A 20,828-nucleotide genomic window follows, 5' to 3' on the forward strand; every position below is an offset into this window, starting at 1 on the left:
CTCACAAATTTTATCAAATGGCGACTTGTGGCTCGGTCACCCGCGCGGCCTCCGGGGCGAGGGCGGCGCGCAGCGTGATGCACTGCAACCCCGCCTGCGCTGCGGCCTGCAGCACGATTGGCAGGGCGGTCAGCAGCACGGGGGTACCGTTGGTATCGCGCGCGGCGTGGCCGTCGTGCAGCAGGAGGATGTCTTGTGGCGCAAGGTTGTGGAGCAGCCGCCCGGCGACTGCCTGGGCGCTGCTTGAACGGGTGTCGAAGCCCCGCCGGGTCCAGCTCGCCAGTTGCAGGCCGAGTTGGCACAGCACCGGTTCAAGGAACGGGTTGCGCAGCCCGGCCGGCGCGCGGAAGAACAGCGGGCGCGCGCCGGTGATGTCGGCCAGCGTGTCTTGCGCGGCTTCGATTTCGCGCCGCAGTGCGCCGGCCCCTTGCAGCGAGAACGTATGCCGATGCCGCTGGCTGTGGTTTTCCACCGCATGCCCGTGCGCGACGATGGCTTCCACGGTACGCGGGTGACGGCGCGCCAGTTCACCGATGCAGAAGAAGGTAGCGCGGGCGCCGTATGCGTCCAGCACATCCAGCACGCGCGGCGTGACTTCGGGGTCCGGGCCGTCGTCGATGGTTAGGGCGATCTGCCGGCCGGCGGTTGTGGGTAGACGCGTCCAGTTGGGGCCGAGCAGCGTGCTGCGTGGCCACAGCCCGGCGGCCATCACCGCGAGGTGCGAGGCGATGACGGCGCCGCCGGCCCACGGCCAGGCCGATGGCTGTGCCACCAGGGCCGCTGCCGCGCCGGCGTGCAAGGCGAGCGTGCCTTGGATCAGCGGCGTCGGCTTCCAGCGTCGTGCCGTGCCAAGTGGAGGGATGTGCGGTGCGTTCATGCGGAGGCCGGGCGAGCGGGATGCGTTGTGGGCGCCAGGATGGCAGCAAACACCAGCGCCAGCATGGCGCCAGGGCCAACCGTCAGGCCGAAGGTTTCGAGCATCGGCACGCGCGAGAAGGCCAGCAGGCCAAAGCCGGCCACGGTCGCCAGGTTGGCCACCAGCAGCGACACCAGCGTCTGCGGCGCGATGCTCTGCGCGTGCTCGCCGCCCTGGTTGAAGAACAGCGCGTAGTTCGAGCCCACCGCCACGATCAGCAGCATGCCGACGAGGTGCAGGATGGTCAGTTGCACACCCGCCAGCGCAAAGCCTGCTGTGACCACCAGCACTGCCGCCACCAGGGGTGCCAGCGCGCGCAACACACGTTGTGGCGAGCGCAGGGCCACGAGCAGCAGCAACGCAATCGCGGCAAAGCCGGCGAGCGAGAGACGGATGTCTTCGTGCACGTAGTTGACGTACAGGCGGTCCGCCTCGGCTTTCAGATCGATGAAGAGTGCGCCCGGCACGCCCGCGTGTTCGACGGCTGCGCGGATGGGGGTGGCATTCAGGCTGGGCTCGTTGGGCGCGGTTGGTGCGGCTGCCGGTGCTGAGGGCGCACGTAAGGGCAGCATGGCGCTCCATTGGCCGTCGCGTTGGGTCAGCAGGGCATCCACCGCCAGCGCCATCGACGTGCCTTGCAGATCGGCGCGCCGCAGCAGCGGTTGCGTGCGCGCGGCAGCCACGTCGGCGATGAAGGGGGCGAACAGCTCGGGCTTCACGCGGATCGGCTGATCTTCCACGGCGCTGCGCATGCGCGCTGTCAGCACATCGGCGGGCGGCAGGCTAGCCAGACGCGCGCGCTGCGTGGCATCGCTGGGCAGGTAGCGCGCGGGGGTTTCGAACCCGGCAAGCACGCCTTGATCGACCAGCGGTTGCAGCTGCGCACCGACCTTCTCCGCAGCTTCGAGCGCGGCCTGCTCCGTTGCGGCGGGGATGACGACGAGGTAGCGCACATCCGGCGCACCCACGTCCGCGCGCAGGCTGGCGTCGAGCGCTTGACTCTTCGCCGGAACGGGGCTGAGCGCGGCGAGTTCACGGCTCCACAAACCATCGCGATGCAGCGCAAGCGTGATGCACGCGCCAGCGAGCACGAGCACGAGCGGCCAGCGCAGACGTGGCGCGGCCAGCGTGACGCGGGCCAACCACGCGCCGAGCCGCGACACATCCCGCACGGCCACGCGCGCGCCTTGCAGATGCGGCAACACATAGCGCGTCACCAGCGCCGCCGTCACCAGCCCGACGATCGAATACAGCCCGAGCTGCACGAGGCCCGGAAAGCCCGAGAACAGCATCGACGCAAAACCGCACACCGAGGTCAGCACGCCCAGGCGGATGGTCGGCCAGTAGGTGGCAATCCATGCGCGCAGACTGTCGCGCGGATTGGCGCCCGTTTTGGCGCCGTCGGCCCGCGCAGACTGCACGAACAGGTAGATCGAGTAGTCCACCGCCTCGCCGATGAGCGTGGTGCCGAAGCCCAGCGTGAGGCCGTGTACTGCGCCGAACGTCAGGCTCACCGCAGCCAGCCCGGCTGCCACGCCCGACAGCACTGGCAACAACCCCAGCGCCAACGTGCGCGGCGAGCGATACACCGTCAGCAGCAGCGCAACCACGAGGATCAGGCTCAGCGTGGATAGGCGCTCCACGTCGTGCTTGATGGTGTCGCGCGCGTCTACGGAAAACACGCCGGGGCCCGTCATCAGGATGCGGGTCGATGTCGCATTTGGCACGGCACGTGTTGCCGCATCGAACGCAGCGCGCACGGCGCGGATGGCGCTGGCCTGCGCGTCAGTGTCGGAGCCGGCGGCGGCCGTCTGCACGACCAGCACGGCACGCTGGCCATCGTGCGAGGCCCACACGCCGTACATCGACGATGGCAGCGCGGTGCCGTCGAGCTGGCTGACCAGTGCCGCCACTTCGCCGGTGGGGTCACGCGGCAGCAGGTTCTTGGCGATGAGCCCAGCGGACGAACTCAGCAGGTCCAGGCTCTCGCCCAGTGCCGCGTGCAGCCCTTCCGCCGAGAAACGCTGTGACGTGACAGCCGGGCTGAGCACGTAACGATGCTCGAAGATGAACTGCCGGTCGCGCGCTTCGCTCACGGGTTCGCCGTTGTTGACGGCGCTGAATTGGGCATCGGCGCGCAAGGTGCCGGCGAGCTGGCGTGACAGTGCCGCACGCGTGGCGGCATCACCGCCTTCGATGCCGACGAGGATCAGCCGCGATACCAGGCCTTCGCGCAACTGGTCGACCAGGACACGCTGCTCCGCACTCGGCGAGCGTGGCAGGAACGCCGACAGATCCGCCGTAAAGCTGGTGCGCCCGATCGCCACTGCGCACAGCAGCAGGACGAGCAGCCACAACACCACCGCAGGTTGGCGAAGGGCCAGCATCGCGCTTGTTGCGCTGGTCGCTTTCGTTGCGTTCATCGGGCCGTGTCGGTGGAAACACGTTGCAGCCGCATCAGCGAGTGGTCGCCGTCGGCCTGCTGGATGGCGACGCTGCGCAGCATGTCGCGCGTGCCGTCGAGTGTGATCGTGCTGACCACTTTCTGCATGCGCGTGTCGATGGGTGTGAGGGTGAGCGTCCAATCATCGCCACGGCCGGCAATGGCGACGGTGTAGATCGCTTCGAGTGCATAGCGGTTGCCGGCCAGCGTGGCGCGGATGCTTTCGATGAAGGCGTTCAGCTCCGGGTACTGCGCCAGCGGCATGGTGAACTTGCGCTGGTTGCGCTCGACGGTGAGCTTGTCGCCGTCGATGACGAGGTGCTCGGCCTTGGGCCGCAGCGTGTGTTTTTCCAGATGGTCGGGCGCAACGAACACCAGCTCGCCGGACGATTCCACGGGCTGCTCGGCAATCGACAGGTATTTGGTTTCCGTAAAAGTGGCGCGGCCCGATTTGTTGTGCGCCAGCGTGGACATCAGGCGGTCGAGCGTCCAGGCGCTGGTGTCGGCGGCATGGGCGGTGCAGGCCAACAGGCTCGCGGCGAGCAAGGCAAGACAGGCGCGGAGCAGGGGGCGCATTGCGGTCATGGCGTCAGGGTTTCGGGCGGTTCGGTGCGCGCAGAGCGGGGTGCCGCAGCAGCGTCGGCATCGTGCCAGAAGTCGAAGAAGTTGAACCAGTTATAGGGTGCGGTGCGGCAGTAGTGCTCGACGCGTTCGACATAGCGTGCCAGCGCGGCTTGGACCGCGGCGGCGCGGTCCGCGCGTTGCACCTGCGTGAAGTCGGCCAGCAGGTCGAAATGCACGGTGTAGCGATTGCCACCCAGGTGCAGCCCCGTCATGAACAGCACCGGCCGCTTGAGGAGGGCTGCCATGTGCAGCGGCCCCAGCGGAAACGCCGCCGTGCCGCCGAGAAACTCCATGCGTTGCACGGACGCCCCCGCATCGCGCAGCAGCGTGCGATCGGCCAGCATGCCGACCAGGCGGTTGCTGTCCAGCGCCTCGCGCACCTGCAGCATGGCGTCGACGCGCCCGAGCGGAATCACTTCCGGTGCCGCTGCCGGGTTGATGGCCGCAACGGCTGCGTTGATGTTGCGCGCGTTGTCTTCGTACATGGCCACGGCCACGCGCAGGTCGGGCACCGTGCGGCCAAGCGCGCGCACGACCTCGAAACTGCCCAGGTGTGCGCCCAGCAGAAACGCCCCGCGCCCCTGCGCGAGCACATCGTGCACATGGGTCTGCCCCTGCAGTTGCACGTCAAACAGATCAAAGCGCCCGTTGATGAGGTAGATGCGGTCGTGGATGGTGGTGGCAAAGGTGAACATGTGCCGGAACACATCGCGCAGGCTCGCAGATCGACCCAGCGTGCGGCGCAGGTAGTCGCGCGAAGCCCGGCGCGCCGCCGGTGAGCACGCCACGAAGTACGCCGCAATCAACCGGAGCACGCCGCGCCCGAACGGCCGCCCCAGCCGCAATGAGAGCCACGTCATCACTCGCAGGAGCAGCACGTTGCTGCGCTCGGGGCGCTCGGCCCATTCGGGGCGCTTCATGCGGGTGCGCTCTCCGGTGCGGCCAGCACGCCGCTGGCCACGTCGCGCTCGCCAGTGCGGATGGTGAAGCGGATGGCGCCGCTGGCCGTGGTGTCGAACGCCACATCGAGCGGCTCCCCCGGCGCGGCCGGGCTGAGGAACTTGGCCGAGCTGATCTTGCAGGCATCGAGCGAGCGCCCCTGTGCTGCGCCGATGTGCTGGAGCGCATGGTCAAGCAACACGACACCGGGCACGATGGGGTGGCCGGGGAAGTGGCCGGGCAACGCAGGATGATCGGCAGGGATGGTGAATTGCATGGCAGATGCCGTGTTGGGATGGCGGGGCCAGTGCTGCGCCACCAGGGTGGTCAGCACATCGCGTGGGAGTTTGCCGGTGCTGTTGCGCGGCAGCGCGTCGACCATCAAGAGCGGACGCGGTAGGAAGGCGGCGTCGACACGGTCGTGCAGGGCGCGCAGCACGTCGGCGTGGCGCAGGTTGGGCGCAACCACCAGCGCGACCAATCGCGTGACGGCCGCGCCGCCGTGCGCGTGCGGGGTGGCCGGCGCGTCGTCCGGCATGAAGAACACGCCGTCCACCACACCTGGGATCGCATTGAGCTGGTGATTCAGATACGCCAGCGAAGACCGCTTGCCGGCAATGTTGATGAGGTCCGCCTTGCGCCCGTGCAGCAGAAAGTGCGTGTCGTCCAGCAGTTCGATCGCGTCGCCCATCGGCACCGGCGTGTCAACGTGGCCGCCGGAGACCCACACGGTGGGGCCGTCGTCCTCCGTGGTGCTGGTGCGCGTCTCCATGCGCAGTGCCGGGTACAGGTGCCACGCCGTGTCTTGCGCGGTGCGGCGCGTGGCGACTTGGCCGGTTTCGGTGCTGCCGTAGATTTCGATGAGCGGCGCGCTCAGGCGCGTCTCCGCTTCCTGGGCGAGCGCTGCCGACAGCGGCGCCGTGGCGGACAGCACCAGTGCGGCATTCGGCAACGTGGGTCCGGATGCCAGCAGCGCACGCAGATGCACCGGCGAGGTCACCAGCACACGCGGTTGCGGCACCTCGGCCAGCGCCTCGCAGATGTCCGCCGGGTAGAACGGCTGCCGGTGGCTGAACGCCAGGCCACCTTGCAGCGCGATCAGCACCGTCACCTCAAAGCCATACATGTGCTGCGCGGGCACCGTACCCACCAGCGTGAATGATCGCCCATCGTTCAGCCCGAGCTGGGCCACGGCCGCGCGCATGCATTGCACGAGTGCGCCCCATGTCTTGCGATGCGGCACAGGCGTGCCTGTCGAGCCGGATGTGAACAGCACCGCCATGACTTGCTCGGCGTTGATCTGCGGCACGTGCGTGGGTGCAGTCGCAGCCGGCATGGGATCGGGGTAGCGGAAGCTCGGCAGGTCGACAGGGCACGCTGGCGCGTCGTACAGGCAGAACACGTCGGGCGCGAACGCGGCAAGCTGATGCACCATCTGCGGCGTTTGCATGGGCGGCAACAGGCTGACCTTGCCGGCTATGAGCGCCGCGCACAGGCCGACGGCAAAACGGTAGCGGTCAGTACAGGCGTTGAACACGTTGCCGCCAGCGGGGAGCCGCGCCGCCAGCGCCATCACGTCACCCAGAAAAGCGCGCACCGGCACCGGCGCGCCATCGCGCCAGGCAAGCGTGTGATCCAACGATGGATGGGAAACCAGCGGATAAGTCGACATGGTGAGAGCGGCCGGTGGTTCAGCGTTGCGTGTGCGTGGATTGCCGGTACGCGCGCACCGCATCGAGCAGGCTGGAGCTGGGCTCCCCGCGCAGCGCAATGCGCCGGCACAGGTATTCCGCCACGAACATCACGCCCACCAGTGGCAGCGACAGGTAGTTCGCAAACGTCGACCACGTGACGATCGATGCCATGGCAAATAGCAGGGTGGAGACGGCCGCGGTGGCGAGAAAGAACAGCGTCCACGCCAGCGTGACCTGCCGCGAATAGCGCGCAATGCGTGGCGTGAGCGTGCCGTGCACCACAGCAGCAAAGCGAGTGCACAACGGCTCATGCCCGGCCGACAGCGTGTGGCCGAACACGTAGGCCATCATCAGGTTGAAGCTCACATGCTCCAGATACAGGCCCCAGCCGAAATGACGCGCCAGCGGTTCGCGCGACATCCACAACGCGCCACAGACGACAGCCCACAGCGGCAGCAGCCACACGCGGCGAGCCGATCGCGCGGCGGCCACCCCGGCAATCGCCAGCGGCGGGACGAGCGCCATCGCAAGCCCCACGCCATGCGCGCCCGGCGTGGCCGCCGCATAGTGCGCACCCAGCTGATACGCCACGACCGCCGCTACGCCGGCCACGGCGCGTGCAAGGCTGATCAGGCGGTCCATAGTAAGGAAGGGCGGAAAAAACGGTGCGGCATCGCAGGTTTCGGGGTGGATCAGCGCGTCTGCCAACGGGCTAGACGGCGCGTTCTGGCGGCCACATTCTAGGGCCGGTCGCCGTTCTCACCCGATCTGGCGACGGCGGCTTTGTAACCGGATGTACAACATTTGGCCGCGCCGACGGACGAGCCGCTACCGCTGGGCGGCGCCCCGCAAGCCGTTGAATCGTTTGCGTCACTTCGTGTAAACGCGGCGATATTGCGGTCTTTGTCACGGTTTTGCGCTATACGATGTGTAACCCTTCGTCTAGAATCCGCCTAGCTTAAACGACCCCCTAAGACACGGGCGGGGGCAGGGCAAGGCAGGGTTTCGGGCGAGGAAGGATGTCGTCGTTTCTGGCCGCACTCCCTCGCTGCGGGCTGCCCGTGCATGCAAGACTGATGAACGACCTGGAAAAAGAGCTCGCCACCCTCGTGATCGGCGAGCTGAATCTCGAAGACATCCAACTCGATACCCTTACGGCCGACACGCCGCTGTACGGCGAAGGGTTCGGGCTCGACTCCATCGACATCCTCGAAATCGCGCTGCTGATTTCCAAGAAGTACGGCTTCGAGCTGCGCTCGTCCAATCCGGACAACGAAAAGATCTTCGCCTCGCTGGGCGCGCTGGCCACCTACGTGGCCGAGCACCGCACGCGCTAAGGCCCGACGTTCCGCCCCCATCGACGCCACCAGGACGCCAGGACGCCAGAGCCATGCCGATGACCGGCGCATCCAACACGCACCTTGTCCTGATCCCGAGCTACAACCCGGGCATCAAAGTGGATGACACCGTGCGCAGCGCGCGCGCGCAGTGGAACCCCGTGTGGGTGGTTGTGGACGGCAGCACCGATGGCAGCACCGAGCGCCTGCAGGCGATGGCCGCGCAAGACCCGGGCCTGCGTGTGATCGTGTTGCCGCGCAATCGTGGCAAGGGTGTGGCCGTGCTCGCGGGGCTCGACGCGGCCACCGCCGCCGGCTTCACGCATGTGCTCACCATGGATTCCGATGGCCAGCACCCCGCGCACCTCATCCCCGCGTTCATGGCCGCTTCGCAGGCGGCGCCTGGTGCAATGGTCCTCGGCCAGCCGATGTTCGATGCGAGTGCGCCGTGGGCGCGCGTGCAGGGCCGGCGTCTGTCCAACGCCTGCGCGGAGGTGGAGACGCTGTGGGCCGGCATCGGCGATACGCTGTTCGGCTTTCGCGTGTACCCCATCGCACCGCTGGCGGCCCTCATGCGACGCCACGCGTGGATGCGTGGTTTCGATTTCGACCCCGAAGCCGCTGTGCGCCTGTGCTGGGCGGGCGTGCGCCCGATCCGGTTGGACGCGCCCGTACGCTACTTCCGCCGGGACGAGGGCGGCGTTTCGCATTTCCAGTACCTGCGCGACAACGTCCTGCTGGTGAGCATGCACCTGCGCCTGCTGGCGGCCGGTTTGCTGCGATTGCCCGGGATGATTGCGCGGCGAGTGCGTTGCGGCTGGTAGCTGATTGCTGCCAGCCTTAGCGCTTACGCTCCAGCAGACTGAACACCGCCATCCCCACCAGCATTGCGCCGACAAAGCCGATCGCCTTCGGTACACCCGCGCCCAGTGCCACCAGCGCGGGCCCAGGGCAAAACCCCGCCAGCCCCCAGCCGATGCCAAAGACCGCACTGCCCAGCACCAGCCGCGTGGTGATGCCCGTGGCTGTCGGCCACTGAATCGGCCTACCAAGCCAGGATCGACCGCGCCGCCCAGCGATGAGAAACGCCAGCGTGCCCACCGCAATCGCGCCGGCCATCACAAAGGCGAGCGACGGGTCCCACCGGCCCGCCAAGTCCAGAAAGCCGAGCACCTTGGCCGGATTGGCCATGCCCGACACGATCAGCCCCACGCCAAACAGCAGGCCCGCAACCAGCGCCATGATCGTTGCCATGTCAGCCTCCCACCACGTGGCGCGTCACAAACACGGTGACGACGCCCGCCGCCATGAACGTCAGCGTGGCCACCAGCGAGCGCATGGACCCGCGCGATAGGCCGCAGACACCGTGGCCGCTGGTGCAGCCCCCCGCGTAGCGCGTGCCGATGCCGACCAAAAAGCCGGCGGCCAGGACCTCGCCCCAGCCGGCGCTGATCTCCGGCACCACCGGATGGCCCAGCACCGCAGCAAGCATGGGCGCCCCGATGAGCCCCGCCAGAAATGCGATGCGCCAGTCCATGTCCCCGCGCGGGCGCTGCAATAGCCCGCCCAGAATGCCGCTGATACCGGCGATGCGTCCGTTGGCGAGCACCAGCACGGCCGCCGCCAACCCGATGATCAAGCCGCCAACCAGCGCGGCCCCCGGTGTGAAATGTGCGAAGTCGATGGACATGCGCGCAACTCAGAATCAATTAAGAATTGAATGATATATAAATTTGTAGATTGTTCGTCAACTTCGTGCGATCCGCGCCCAGCAGGGTGCGAACCGATTGTCCGGGCAGCGCATCGTCGCTAGGCTGAATGTTTCGAGCGGAGGGTCGCACCATGAGTTGGCAAAACTGGGTGATCTCGCGAATGGTGCGCAACCAGGTCAAGAAGCCGACCGAACGTGAGCCCTTCGACCCCATCGCCACGCGCCTGCATGCTGAGAAGCGCAAGATGCCGCGGCCGGTGGAGTTGCCGCCCGACTGGCGCATTGCGCCCGCTAACCACGGCCTGACGGGCGAGTGGATCGAACCCGCCGACCCCGACCTCCACGCCGACGCCCCGGTCGTCCTCTATCTGCATGGCGGCGGCTATTTCTTTTGCAGCCCGCGCACGCATCGCCCCATCACCATCGGGTTGGCGACGCATGCGCGCTCGCGTGTGTGCGTGCCGGACTATCGGCTGGCGCCCGAGCACCCGTTTCCTGCGCCGGTGGAAGATGCGCTCTTCACCTATCGCACGTTGCTGGCGCAGGGTGTGGCGCCGTCGCGCATCGTGGTCGCGGGCGATTCGGCGGGCGGTGGGTTGGCCCTGGCGTTGCTGGTGGCGTTGCGCGATGCAGCGGACCCGCTGCCGGCCGGCGCGATTCTCTATTCGCCGTGGACGGACCTTGCCGCCACCGGCCAGAGCCTGATCGACAACGATGAATCCGACGTGATGTTCCGGGGTGCCTGGATGGCCCACGGTGCGGCGCTCTACCTGGGCGATTCCGGCGCGCCGACGGACCACCCGCTGGCCTCGCCGCTCTATGCCGATTTCGCAGGCTTGCCACCGCTGCACTGTTACGTCAGCAGCAGCGAAGTCCTGCGCGACGACACCCTCCGAATGGCCGACCGGGCGCGCGCGGCAGGGGTATCCGTTTCGGTAGAAATGGGCCGACGTCTTCCGCACGTCTGGCCGATCTTCTATCCTTTCTTACCAGAGGCGCGTATTGCGCTCCAACGGTCGGGCGAGCAGATCAGGCAACTGGTTGCGGCCCGGCACGAGAACAGAGAACCGGCGCAACTGACGCCGGCATGATGTAGCCAATCAACCGACCGGCGCCCCTGCGCAGACCGGCCGGAATGCGCAAACGGGGAGCCAAGGATGCGTCGGGTGGTGGTGTTGGGTTTGGTGCTGGCATGCGTTGCCGGCGGCTTGGTATGGAGCCGGCACCATCGCGCGCAATTGGCGAAGGTTCGCTTTGCGCCCATCGAGACCGTTGCCGCGGCCACCACGGAGGGCCGCACGGGCGTGCCGACTAGCGTGTCGGCTTCCAAAAGCTACTGGCTCAAGATCTGCGACGAAAAGCTCGGTCCCATGCATGTGACCGTGCATGCCAGCGAAACCCCGCTGACATTTTCCAACGACCGCTCCGTCGACCAACTGACCGCCGAGGCCCCGCCGTACGATCGCGCGGCGCGTGTGCTGGGCAAAACGTACGCGACGCTCGGCGCGCAATTCAGTGTCACCACGCACTATATGGCACTGCCGACGCAGCCGCCCACCACGTGCCTGCGGCCGTCCGTGGATGTGGAGCTGGTGCTGAGCGATTTTCGGGTGACGGTCGCGCGCGAGTTCGCGCCGGGCAGTTGCGCCTACAACGCCATCCGCGAACACGAACTGCGGCATGTGGCCGTCAACCGCGCCGTGTTACCGCGCGCCGCCGAGATGATCCGCAAGGAGATTCAGCGCGAATATGGTGGCCAGCTCTACTTTGGCGACCCCGAGCGCATGGCGGCCGACCTGGAAACGCAGCTCAGCCGCCACTGGGTGCCGCGCGTGCAATCGCTGATTGAACTGGGCTTGCAGGCGCATGAGCAGATCGACACGCCGCAAGAGCAAGACCGCATGAGCAGCGTCTGCCACGGCGACGTGCAAGCCGTGTTGCAGCAACTCATACACAGCTGATTGCGGGGACTCAGGCGGCGGGGCGATGCGCGGCGCGCGCCTGCAGTTGCTTGACCGCTTCGTCGACGATTGCGTCGGGCGGTAGCGCAATGTCGACGACCACGGCGTCAGTCGGCTCTTCCAGTGCTTCGAACTGGCTGCGCAGCAGGTTGGGGTTGAAGAAGTGGTCCTTGCGTGCGGCCAGGCGGCCTTGCAGCAGATCGAAGCTGCCCTTCAGGTAGACGAATTCGGTGTGGCCGCCGTTGACGGCATTGCCGCGCAGCACGTCGCGGTAGCGTTGCTTGAGCGCGGAGCACGCCACCACCAGCGAACGGCCGCCGCTGGTCGTTTCATCCATATAGGCGCGGATGCTTTCGAGCCAGGGTTTGCGATCGTCGTCGTTGAGCGGGATGCCGGCGTGCATCTTGGCGCGGTTGGCCTCGCTGTGGAACTCGTCGCCATCACGGAACGCGCAGCCCAGCCGCTCGGCAATCTTCTGGCCCACCGTCGATTTGCCGCAACCCGAAACACCCATCACTACAACGATCATCGCCAATCCCGCGTGCAAGAAAACGTCAGGCCGGCATGTTAGCGCGTTGAAGGTGCCGGACGCCGATTTTTGCTGCTGCGCCGCAGCAATTGTTCCGCGTCATTGTTCGCCGGGGAACGGATTGCCAAAAGCGTCAAGCTGCGTCAAATTCCATGCAGCGCTGTAAGTACAGTCATTCATAACAAAAACGCGGCTCATGACGCATGAGGCCGAGTTGATCAGGAGACATCCATGGCTGGTGAAGGATTCGACGCGCGACCGCGTGGTGGTGTGTCGTACGTAGTGGGCGATACGTCGGTGCCGCTGGCACACGTGACGGTTTCGGCGCTGCTGGCCGACACCGTGCGCCGTTACCCCGACGCAGAGGCGGTCGTCTTCCGCGAGCAAAACGTGCGCTGGACATGGCGTGCTTTTGCCGAACAGGTCGACGCACTGGCCGCCGGCCTGCATGCGCTCGGTTTGCAGCGCGGCGACCGCATCGGCATCTGGTCCCCCAATCGCTACGAATGGGTGCTGACGCAGTTTGCGACCGCGCGCCTGGGGCTCATCCTCGTCAACATCAACCCGGCCTACCGGCTCTCGGAGCTGGAGTACGCGCTCAACAAGGTGGGCTGCAAGGCGATCGTCGCGGCCGAGGCGTTCAAGACTTCGCGCTACCTGGAGATGCTGCAGACGCTTGCGCCCGAATTGGCAAGCGCAGAACCCGGCGCGCTGAATGCAGCCAAGCTGCCGGCGTTGCGTTGGGTCATCCGGATGGGCGAGGCCAGCACGCCGGGCATGATCAACTTTGCCGACGTCATCACACGCGGAAAAAGCGTACCCGTTGATGCGTTGGATGCCATCACGGCGCAGCTGTCGCCCGACGATGCCATCAACATCCAGTTCACCAGCGGTACCACCGGCGCGCCCAAGGGCGCCACGCTCACGCACGTGAACGTGGTCAACAACGCGCGCTTCGTTGCCATGGCGATGAATCTGCAGGCGGGCGATCGGCTGTGCATTCCGGTGCCGCTGTATCACTGCTTCGGGATGGTGATGTCGGTGCTCACGTGCACGGCCACCGGCGCGTGCATGGTGTTTCCGGGCGAGGCATTTGACCCGCTGGCCACGCTGCAGACCGTGGCGGCAGAACGCTGCACGCAACTGCATGGCGTGCCGACCATGTTCATCGCGCAGCTCGATCATCCGGACTTCAAGACCTTCGACGTATCGAGCCTGCGTGGCGGCATCATGGCGGGCTCCCCATGCCCGATCGAGGTGATGAAGCGCGTGGTGTCGGAGCTGAACCTGCGCGAAGTCACCATCGCCTACGGCATGACCGAGACGAGCCCCGTGTCGTTCCAGAGCGCGGTGACCGACCCGCTCGACAAGCGCGTCACCACCGTCGGCCGCATCCAGCCGCATCTGCAGGTCAAGCTGGTGGATGGCGCAGGCGAGGTGGTGCCCGTGGGCGAGAAGGGCGAGCTGTGCACCAAGGGCTATTCGGTCATGCTCGGCTACTGGGACGACGAGGCCAAGACCGCCGAATCCATCCAGGACGGCTGGATGCGCACCGGAGACCTGGCCACCTTCGATGCCGAGGGCTACTGCAACATCGTCGGCCGCGTGAAAGACATGCTCATCCGCGGCGGCGAGAACGTGTACCCGCGCGAGATCGAAGAATTCCTCTTCCGCCACCCCAAGGTGCAGGCCGTCAACGTGTTCGGCGTGCCGGATCAGAAATACGGCGAGGAGGTCTGCGCGTGGATCGTGCTCAAGCCCGGCCAGCAGGCCACGGAGGATGAGATCCGCGAATTCTGTAAAGGCCAGATCGCGCACTACAAGATCCCGCGCTACATCCGCTTCGTCACCGAGATGCCGATGACGGTGACGGGCAAGGTGCAGAAGTTCGTCATGCGCGACCGCATGATCGAAGAGCTCAAGCTGACGGTGGCTGCCACGGCTTGAGCTGCGGTTTCGCAGTTGAAATGCGAACAGGTTGCGCGCGGTCGTTTGTTGCCATGACGTTGTCATGACGATGCTTGCCGCGCGCAATTTTTTTTGATGGCCCGGGCAGCGCGAGGCGCGGGTATCAAGACAGGGTCCCCGTACGTGTCTTGACGATAGGGGGCACTCGCATGAAAACGGGCGCGCGGGCCTGCGCGCTTGCGGTGTCCATCCACATCGCAGCATGTTGCGCGGCATGAGGTGCGCCACGGCATGCATGTCGCCCATGATCGGCCGCTCACGCAATGTGAGCCAAGGTGCGCCGATGTATCAGCTCTGAAACACCTGACGCGTTGCCCGTTGGAAACGGCATGGGCCAGCGCATGCGCGCGCGTGGTTTGCTTCTTCGGCCGATGACCGCATGCGCGTGCGCGGCAAGCGGGTGAGGGCGCTGTATCAGCGCTGCAACCGATGCGGGAAAAAACCCCCTCCCAAAGTGGCATGGCGCGACACGATTGCGGGCGATTTCGTGCCGAGGCACGGGAGCGTGCGATTGAAACCTTCGCGTTTTCAAACGCTTAGCACGGCCGTACGCAAACACCCTGCAAACGTGGCATTGAATATGCGAACGAGGCCGCCCGGGGTGGGTGATGTTGTTTTCCCACTGGCAGAGCGCGCCGGCCCCACTGGCCGCGCTTCCGACCGCCCCTCTCACCTTTATGGAGTGCGTTATGAAGAAGACCTTACTGGCCACCGCGATCGCCATGGGATTGGGGGTCTCTGGCGTTGCACTGGCCGATATCGGGAACTCGGCGTCTGGCGCGGGTGACAAGACCCAGACCAACACGTCGACCATCACCAGAACCAGTACCGACACAGACACCACAACAACGACCACAGCAACAGACAACTCGAACCAGCACAACAACTCAAGCCAGGGCAGCAACCGCGACAACAGCGGTACAGCCAGCGCCACCGGCTACGGCACTGCAGCCAGCAATAACGGCGGGGTGTCCACCGCGACCTTTACCAATTCCTTCAACACGAGCAAGGCGATTGCCATCTCCAAACTGGAGGGCACGGTCACCAACCTCAGCATCTCGGGGATTGGGAATATCGCCACCAATAACGGTGGCTCTGCCAATGGCGGCGCCGGCGGGCGTGGCGGTTACGGCTACGGCGGCACAGGCGTGGGTGGCAACGGTGGCGCCGGCGGTGCAGGCGGCAGCGGTGGCGCGGGCGGCAGCTCGGGCAGCGTGACGCACGGCAGTGCAACCAACGGCGGCGCGACTGCCGGCAACGGTGGCAATGGCGGTGGCGCTGCAGGCAACGCGGGCGGTGGCGGTAGCGGCGGCAGTTCCGGCACACTGTCGGCCAGCCTGGGCGCCGGTCTGGGCGGCCTGGCAGGCAGCGCCAGCGCGGCGGGCGGCGGCGCTGGAGGCAGCGGCGGCGGTGCCGGTGGCTCCAATGGCGGTGACGCCAATCGCCATCATGGCGCGGGCTCGGCAACGGGTGGCGCCGCAGCGGCGGCCGGCGGAAACGGCGCGGCAGGCGGCACAGGCACCGGCGGCAGTTCAACTGCCTCGGGTGGTGCCGGCACTGGCACCAGCACGGCCACTGGCACCAGCACGGGCGGCGCAGGCGCGGCCGGTGGTGCCGCCACCAATGTGGCCGGCACCGGTGGTGCGGGCGGCAGCGCAACCAACGGCAGCGCGACCAACGGCGCGGCTTCGTCCACGGCAGGCAACGGCGCCGTTGGCGCGGTGGGTGCTGCAGGCGGTGCGGGCGGCGTTGGCAACGGTGGCGTCGGCAACGGCGCAGTTGGCGGTGCCGGCGGTGCAGGCGGTACGGTGGCCGTGGATGCGGGCACGTTCAACATGTCCAATGCCATGACCAGCGTCGGCCAGTCCGCAGCAGGCGTGATGGTGGCGAGCCAGAACAGCGGCTTTGCTTCCCTCATCCAGCAAAGCATCAACGTGCAGGCCAACCTGAACGTGGGCAAATGACGCGGCATCCGGCATGAGCGGGGAAGCGACGCTGCCGGCGCCATGACGTGATGGTGCGCTGGCAGCGATAGACCGGCCGGGCTGCGCGAGTGGCCCGGCCGCAGTCGGAACGTGAGAAGGAGACATTCGATGCGATCCGACAGAAGAATCACAAGAACCACAGCAGGATGGCCGGCGTGGCCGATGGCGTTGCTTCTGGCATGCGGCCTGGCAGTGTGGCCAGCAGCAGTAGCAATGGCGGCGGAGGATGGGCTGATCGCAGACGGTGCGCAGACAGCCAGTACCAATACGGAAGCGGTGCGTCCCCCGGTCGCCACAACCGTATCGGTGCCTGTGTTTGTACCCAGTCTGGGTCATGCGGTAGGTGCGGACAAACTCGACGGCTATCGCGGCGGTACGCAAGACCTCTACCAGACCGTCAACGAGGCGCGCCTCTCGGGCACTGTGAGCGACAACACCGCCGTGAATGTGGCGACGGGGTCGAACATCGTGCGCGACGGCTCGTTTGCCAATGCCGCCGGGATCCCCACGGTCATCCAGAACAGCGGAGCGAACGTGCTGATCCAGAACGCCACCATCGTCAACGTGCAATTCAGACCCTGAGTCCGTAAGGAAAGTGGTGATGCGCAAGATGTGTGCTGTGGCGCTGACGGCGTTGCTGATGCCAGCGTGCGCGCCCGCCTTGGCGGGTTCCGTCGACATGCTCGGTACGGGCGGCGGCACGTATGCCGTGCCCGTGACGAGCATGAAGGAGGCGCGATACCTGCGCACCATTCACCAGCGCTACGACTTCAGTTGCGGCTCGGCGGCGGTGGCGACGTTGCTCACGTACCAATACGGCTATGCGGTGAGCGAACAGACCGTGTTCCAGGCCATGTACACGCATGGCAATCAGGAGAAGATCCGGCGCGAAGGTTTTTCGCTGCTCGACATCAAGCGCTACTTGGAGTCGCAAGGCTTTGAGGCCGATGGTTTCGAGCAGCCGCTGGAGGCATTGAATGGCGCCCATCTACCGGCCATCGTGTTGCTGAGCGAGAACGGCTATCACCACTTCGTGGTGGTCAAGGGCGTGCAGGAAGGACGCGTGCTGGTGGGCGATCCGGCCATGGGCACGCGCGCCATCCCCCGTGCCAGCTTTGAGGGCATGTGGGACAACCATTTGCTGTTCGTCATCCACAACCGCGAAGGGCAGGCAACGTTCAACGCGGGGCAGGATTGGCGTGTGGCACCGCGTGCGCCGCTGGGCGAAGGCGTCGATCGCACAGGCTTGGGGAACATCGTGATCCCCAAACACGGCCCGAGCGATTTCTGAGCGCAGGCCAGCCACGTGCAGCAGGGTAGTCAGGCAGGAGGGCATCATGCGGCAACTGAGTGGAGCGCGGAATGCAACGGCATGGGCCGTGGGCCTGCTCGCGCTGATGGGGCCCGCGCATGCGCTGGCGGCAGGCATGGAAGACAACCCCGTGCACGCGTGGCAGGCCGTGTCGGAAGACAAGCTCGACGACATGCGCGGCGGGTTTGATGTGCCCTCAGTCGCGGGCCTGCATATTTCGTTTGGGATCGATCGCGCGGTCTACATCAATGGGGATCTGGTCGCCAGCGCCGCCGTCAATATTCCCGACGTGGCGCGGATGACCGCCACGCAGGCGCAGCAGCTTGTGAACGTGGTCACGACCGGCAACCTTGTGCAGAACGGGCCCAACAACGTGGCGCCGCCCGACGTGACGGCAGGTGCGACCACCGCGGCCACCGTCATCCAGAACAGCCTGAACAACCAGACGCTGCAAGCCGTGACGACCATCAACGCGGCCGTCAACAGCCTGCCGCAGTTCCGGCAGATGAATCTCGCCAACGTGCTGCAGGGGGCGCTGGCCAACGTGGTGACCATGCTCCACTGATCTGCGCAAACTAGAACTGGATCGGCACCCGCAGCGTGACGGTCAGGTCTGGCGTGTCGCGCGTCAGCCCCGCGCCGACCGACAGGTTCAAACTGGTTGTGGGCGAGATGCGGTACGAGTAGCCCACCAGCAGCGTGCCGAGAATGGTGCGCACCGAGCCCGGCACGCGCTGGCCGTTCTGCTTGGTCGGTCCGATGATGCTCTGGTCGAAGCCGATCGAGAACGCAGCCTTCTCGTTCAAGGCCAGCCCCATGCCGAAATTCAGGCCGATGATGTCGCCGGCCTTGACGTCGCCCAGGAATTGTTTGGAGCCGTCCACCAGGGTCAGGCTCACGTCTTTGCGCTCGAAGTTGTGCAGGTAGCTGATGCTGCCGAAGAACACCGCCGGGTCGGTCGGATACAGCCACGTCAGCCCGGGTTGAATGGCAAAGAAGCCCGAACCTGTTGGCTGCTGCAGCGGCAGGCCGGTGCCTGTGGTGTTGCTCACGCAGCGCGTCACGCAATCGGTGGTGACTTCAAACGGGTCTTTGCCGGTGCGTGTCTTGAAGCGCATCCAGCCGATGGTGAACGGCTTGTCCACGCCGCCCGCGCTGATCTGGTAGCGCGCCGTCAGCTCCACGTCGCCAATGCCATGGCCGTGCGAGCTGAAGGCGTTGTCGCTGGCCGTGCCGGTGAACAGCTCACGGCTGACGGTGTCGCTCGTGCTGTAGACGTAGGGCACGCGCGCTTCCACTTCCCAGTGCTTGGCCAGGCCGTAGCGCATGGCCAGCGTGCTGGTGAGCGTGGTGGTTTTGACCTGCCGCACGTCGATCAACCCGATCAGCAGCGCCGGGATGATGGTGTAACCCACCAGCGCCACGCGGTCTGACGATGAATACGCCATCTGCAACGACGGCTCCACGACGAACTTGCCCGGCGGCGTCAGCGCGCTGGGCTCATCGAAGATCTGTGCGATGCGTGGTGGCTGGTCGGGCGGCTCCGGCGGTTTGCCGACGGGTGTGGCACCGGGCTGGTCATTCTGGGCGACCTGCTGGGCGTCCCCACCTGCGCCGGGCGCGCCTGCGCCCCGTACGGTATCGAGTTGGCCCTCGCTCATGCCGAGCGCGCGCCGCATGCGCCGCACATGGGCTTCCTGCTGCTGGATCGAGCGCTTCAACTCCTGCAGGCGCGCCTGCGTATCGGCAAGCTCGCGCTGCAGCGCTTCCAGGCTCGGTGGCTTGTCGTCCACCGGCGCGGTGGTGTTGGTCTGTGCAAGGACCGGCCCGCTGCACAACAGCAGGCATGCGCACGTAACCGCATGATTGGACTTGCGTTGCGGCTTCCATGGCGTTTGCGTCATGGCAATGTCCCCCGTCGAGAGGGCGCTGCCCGCAAACAGCGGACAAGCCCTTCACGATTCCCCCGGGTGGCTAAGAGCCGCTAACAAAACCGCCCTGGCGTCGTTGCGCCTCCTTGCCGTACGACTTGTACTGTCTGCGTCGGCACGCCTAGCCAGGACAGTTTTGTTAGCAGCTCTAACTGCGGATACCACTATAGGCGAGCGCGTGCGAAACGATAGGGCGTTGGCGTCCGCAAAAAGGACGAGACGCGCGTGTTCGTTTGGTTGATCGCCGGGGCAAGCAAAACCCCCTCGTTTTGGCGAGGGGGTATGGACACACAACAGCAACCGACTACGAAGCTTCTTCCGCTGGTGCTTTCTTCCGTGGCCCACCCGTAAAGTGTGCCGACAAGGCCTGACGCGCCGAGTCCAACCCCTCGCCCTTGCCCGCCACTTTCAGAAAGGCATAGCCGTCCAGCGCGGCGCTCATCACGTCGCTGCCCAGGGCGAGCTGCGAGTCGCGCATCTTTTCATAGAGCTTTTCCACGCGCAGCAGGCGGCTGCGCAGGGCGTCAAAGGCTTGCAGGTCGCGCTGCATCTCCGCCAGATTGAAGTTGCCGGGCAGCACGCCGGGGTTGTTGGTCAGCACGTCGAGGGCCTTGCGGCAAAATGCTTCCGATTTGTCGCCCATCTTGACGACCTTGCTGCGTTGCTCGGTGGAGAGGTCAATCAGGCCGCGCAGTTGCGACTCCAGCGTTTGCAGCGTGGTATCGATCGCCTTCCATTCGTTCGGGCCGAGGGCGAGCGAGATCAGGTTTTGTGACATTGCGTTCCTTGTCTTGAGGGAAATGGCAGCGCGAGGGCGCACGGTTGCGCAAGCGTGCGGTGTCGGGTGCCTGCATGACAAGGCTGAGGGCCGTTTTGCGCCGAAGAATCAGGTAATTCCTATGCGAGCGGCAGGTGTTGCGTCGTGAATGCGGGTCGCACGGGCGTTGATGCCGCTTTTTTATGCATTCGCATATGCGCGACTGGCGTTGATGCTACGCAGAGACGCGTTAATGCTGCTTTTTTATGCATTCACGCCTGTTGGACATGCATTCACGCACCTCAGACTGCCGTTAATGCTGCTTTTTTGAGCATTCACGCATGTCGGACTGGCGTTCACGTGTCTCGGAGGGGCATTCATGCTGCTTTTTTATGCGTGAACGGCTTTCAGACTGGCGTTGATGCCAATCGGGCGGGCGTCAACGCGTGTCAGCCCCGCGTGCACGCATGTCAGGCGGCCGTGCACGGGGCGGTGTCGTGGTCGTGAGCGGGGCGATTTACCCGGCAAGCCCGTCGGTGACGAGCATGGCCGCGTACGCCTCTTCCACGTATTGCACGCAGGTACACAGGTAATCGGCCTGCAGTGCGGTATCGATGCGTTTGAAGTGGTCGAACCCGCCGGCGTACAACATCGCCAGCATCATGCGCAGCTTGCAGAGCTTGTCGTACAGCTCGGCATCGCCAAGAAAAAAGCGCCCGGA

21 protein-coding genes are annotated in these 20,828 nt (G+C 66.0%); 9 read left to right on the forward strand and 12 right to left on the reverse strand.

All coding sequences use genetic code 11. The annotated features are described in order from the left end of the window. Nucleotides 1-13 precede the first annotated feature (13 nt). Genes ACN9M1_RS01785 through ACN9M1_RS01810 form a run of 6 tightly spaced genes read right to left on the reverse strand, consistent with a single transcriptional unit; the run spans nt 14 to nt 7,258 of the window. Nucleotides 14-877, reverse strand: coding sequence for a polysaccharide deacetylase family protein (locus ACN9M1_RS01785; RefSeq protein ID WP_426396879.1), 864 nt, complete (start codon nt 875-877; stop codon nt 14-16). Then, nucleotides 874-3,339 carry an MMPL family transporter gene (locus tag ACN9M1_RS01790; RefSeq protein WP_426396881.1) on the reverse strand — a complete coding sequence of 822 codons (2,466 nt, stop codon included), beginning with the start codon at nt 3,337-3,339 and terminating at the stop codon, nt 874-876. The genes ACN9M1_RS01785 and ACN9M1_RS01790 overlap by 4 nt, the downstream gene beginning before the upstream one ends. Continuing rightward, a complete protein-coding gene (locus ACN9M1_RS01795; protein ID WP_426396882.1) occupies nt 3,336-3,944 on the reverse strand; it encodes an outer membrane lipoprotein carrier protein LolA in 609 nt (202 codons plus the stop codon). Before ACN9M1_RS01795 ends, ACN9M1_RS01790 begins: the two co-directional genes overlap by 4 nt. Next, nucleotides 3,941-4,903, reverse strand: a complete 963-nt coding sequence (locus ACN9M1_RS01800; RefSeq protein WP_426396883.1) for an acyl-CoA synthetase — start codon at nt 4,901-4,903, stop codon at nt 3,941-3,943. Before ACN9M1_RS01800 ends, ACN9M1_RS01795 begins: the two co-directional genes overlap by 4 nt. Further along, a complete protein-coding gene (locus ACN9M1_RS01805) occupies nt 4,900-6,594 on the reverse strand; it encodes an AMP-binding protein (RefSeq protein WP_426396885.1) in 1,695 nt (564 codons plus the stop codon). Before ACN9M1_RS01805 ends, ACN9M1_RS01800 begins: the two co-directional genes overlap by 4 nt. Before the next feature lie 19 nt (nt 6,595-6,613). After that, entirely contained in the window at nt 6,614-7,258 is a 645-nt protein-coding gene (locus ACN9M1_RS01810; protein ID WP_426396887.1) for a hypothetical protein, read from the reverse strand. Between the two features lie 434 nt (nt 7,259-7,692). Here ACN9M1_RS01810 and ACN9M1_RS01815 point away from each other — a divergent pair, with 434 nt between their 5' ends. Continuing rightward, a complete protein-coding gene (locus tag ACN9M1_RS01815; RefSeq protein ID WP_426396889.1) occupies nt 7,693-7,953 on the forward strand; it encodes a phosphopantetheine-binding protein in 261 nt (86 codons plus the stop codon). Between the two features lie 53 nt (nt 7,954-8,006). Continuing rightward, nucleotides 8,007-8,777, forward strand: a complete 771-nt coding sequence (locus ACN9M1_RS01820; protein ID WP_426396891.1) for a glycosyltransferase family 2 protein — start codon at nt 8,007-8,009, stop codon at nt 8,775-8,777. Nucleotides 8,778-8,793: 16 nt separating this feature from the next. Here the strand turns inward: ACN9M1_RS01820 and ACN9M1_RS01825 are convergent, their stop codons facing one another. Further along, nucleotides 8,794-9,207, reverse strand: coding sequence for a DUF6691 family protein (locus ACN9M1_RS01825; protein WP_426396893.1), 414 nt, complete (start codon nt 9,205-9,207; stop codon nt 8,794-8,796). A gap of 1 nt (nt 9,208) precedes the next feature. Then, a complete protein-coding gene (locus ACN9M1_RS01830) occupies nt 9,209-9,643 on the reverse strand; it encodes a YeeE/YedE family protein (RefSeq protein ID WP_426396894.1) in 435 nt (144 codons plus the stop codon). A gap of 152 nt (nt 9,644-9,795) precedes the next feature. Between ACN9M1_RS01830 and ACN9M1_RS01835 the strand changes: the two genes are divergently transcribed. Both ACN9M1_RS01835 and ACN9M1_RS01840 read left to right on the forward strand, forming a co-directional pair. After that, a complete protein-coding gene (locus ACN9M1_RS01835) occupies nt 9,796-10,755 on the forward strand; it encodes an alpha/beta hydrolase (RefSeq protein ID WP_426396895.1) in 960 nt (319 codons plus the stop codon). 66 nt (nt 10,756-10,821) lie between these two features. Then, the gene (locus ACN9M1_RS01840) at nt 10,822-11,625 is read left to right on the forward strand and encodes a hypothetical protein (protein ID WP_426396897.1); all 804 of its coding nucleotides are present in this window, start codon (nt 10,822-10,824) and stop codon (nt 11,623-11,625) included. A 10-nt stretch (nt 11,626-11,635) separates the two neighbouring features. Here the strand turns inward: ACN9M1_RS01840 and ACN9M1_RS01845 are convergent, their stop codons facing one another. Further along, entirely contained in the window at nt 11,636-12,154 is a 519-nt protein-coding gene (locus ACN9M1_RS01845) for a gluconokinase (protein ID WP_426396899.1), read from the reverse strand. 231 nt (nt 12,155-12,385) lie between these two features. On the opposite strand from ACN9M1_RS01845, the gene ACN9M1_RS01850 reads away from it, so the two are divergent. From ACN9M1_RS01850 to ACN9M1_RS01870, 5 genes are all read left to right on the forward strand, one after another. Further along, the gene (locus ACN9M1_RS01850; RefSeq protein WP_426396901.1) at nt 12,386-14,101 is read left to right on the forward strand and encodes an AMP-binding protein; all 1,716 of its coding nucleotides are present in this window, start codon (nt 12,386-12,388) and stop codon (nt 14,099-14,101) included. A 710-nt stretch (nt 14,102-14,811) separates the two neighbouring features. After that, nucleotides 14,812-16,086 (forward strand): hypothetical protein, encoded by a 1,275-nt coding sequence (locus ACN9M1_RS01855; protein WP_426396902.1) that lies wholly within the window; start codon nt 14,812-14,814, stop codon nt 16,084-16,086. A 129-nt stretch (nt 16,087-16,215) separates the two neighbouring features. Beyond that, a complete protein-coding gene (locus ACN9M1_RS01860; protein WP_426396904.1) occupies nt 16,216-16,689 on the forward strand; it encodes a hypothetical protein in 474 nt (157 codons plus the stop codon). Between the two features lie 28 nt (nt 16,690-16,717). Beyond that, nucleotides 16,718-17,398 carry a C39 family peptidase gene (locus ACN9M1_RS01865; RefSeq protein WP_426398909.1) on the forward strand — a complete coding sequence of 227 codons (681 nt, stop codon included), beginning with the start codon at nt 16,718-16,720 and terminating at the stop codon, nt 17,396-17,398. Nucleotides 17,399-17,444: 46 nt separating this feature from the next. Continuing rightward, nucleotides 17,445-17,984 carry a hypothetical protein gene (locus ACN9M1_RS01870; RefSeq protein ID WP_426396906.1) on the forward strand — a complete coding sequence of 180 codons (540 nt, stop codon included), beginning with the start codon at nt 17,445-17,447 and terminating at the stop codon, nt 17,982-17,984. Nucleotides 17,985-17,994: 10 nt separating this feature from the next. On the opposite strand, the gene ACN9M1_RS01875 is transcribed toward ACN9M1_RS01870, so the two are convergent. The 3 genes from ACN9M1_RS01875 to ACN9M1_RS01885 form a co-directional block, all read right to left on the reverse strand. Next, entirely contained in the window at nt 17,995-19,323 is a 1,329-nt protein-coding gene (locus ACN9M1_RS01875; RefSeq protein WP_426396907.1) for an acetate kinase, read from the reverse strand. A gap of 331 nt (nt 19,324-19,654) precedes the next feature. Continuing rightward, nucleotides 19,655-20,128, reverse strand: coding sequence for a hypothetical protein (locus ACN9M1_RS01880; RefSeq protein ID WP_426396909.1), 474 nt, complete (start codon nt 20,126-20,128; stop codon nt 19,655-19,657). A gap of 496 nt (nt 20,129-20,624) precedes the next feature. Next, nucleotides 20,625-20,771 carry a hypothetical protein gene (locus tag ACN9M1_RS01885; RefSeq protein ID WP_426396910.1) on the reverse strand — a complete coding sequence of 49 codons (147 nt, stop codon included), beginning with the start codon at nt 20,769-20,771 and terminating at the stop codon, nt 20,625-20,627. Nucleotides 20,772-20,828 lie beyond the last annotated feature (57 nt).

It is taken from the genome of Ralstonia sp. R-29, from assembly GCF_049913345.1.
Taxonomy (GTDB): Bacteria; Pseudomonadota; Gammaproteobacteria; order Burkholderiales; family Burkholderiaceae; genus Ralstonia.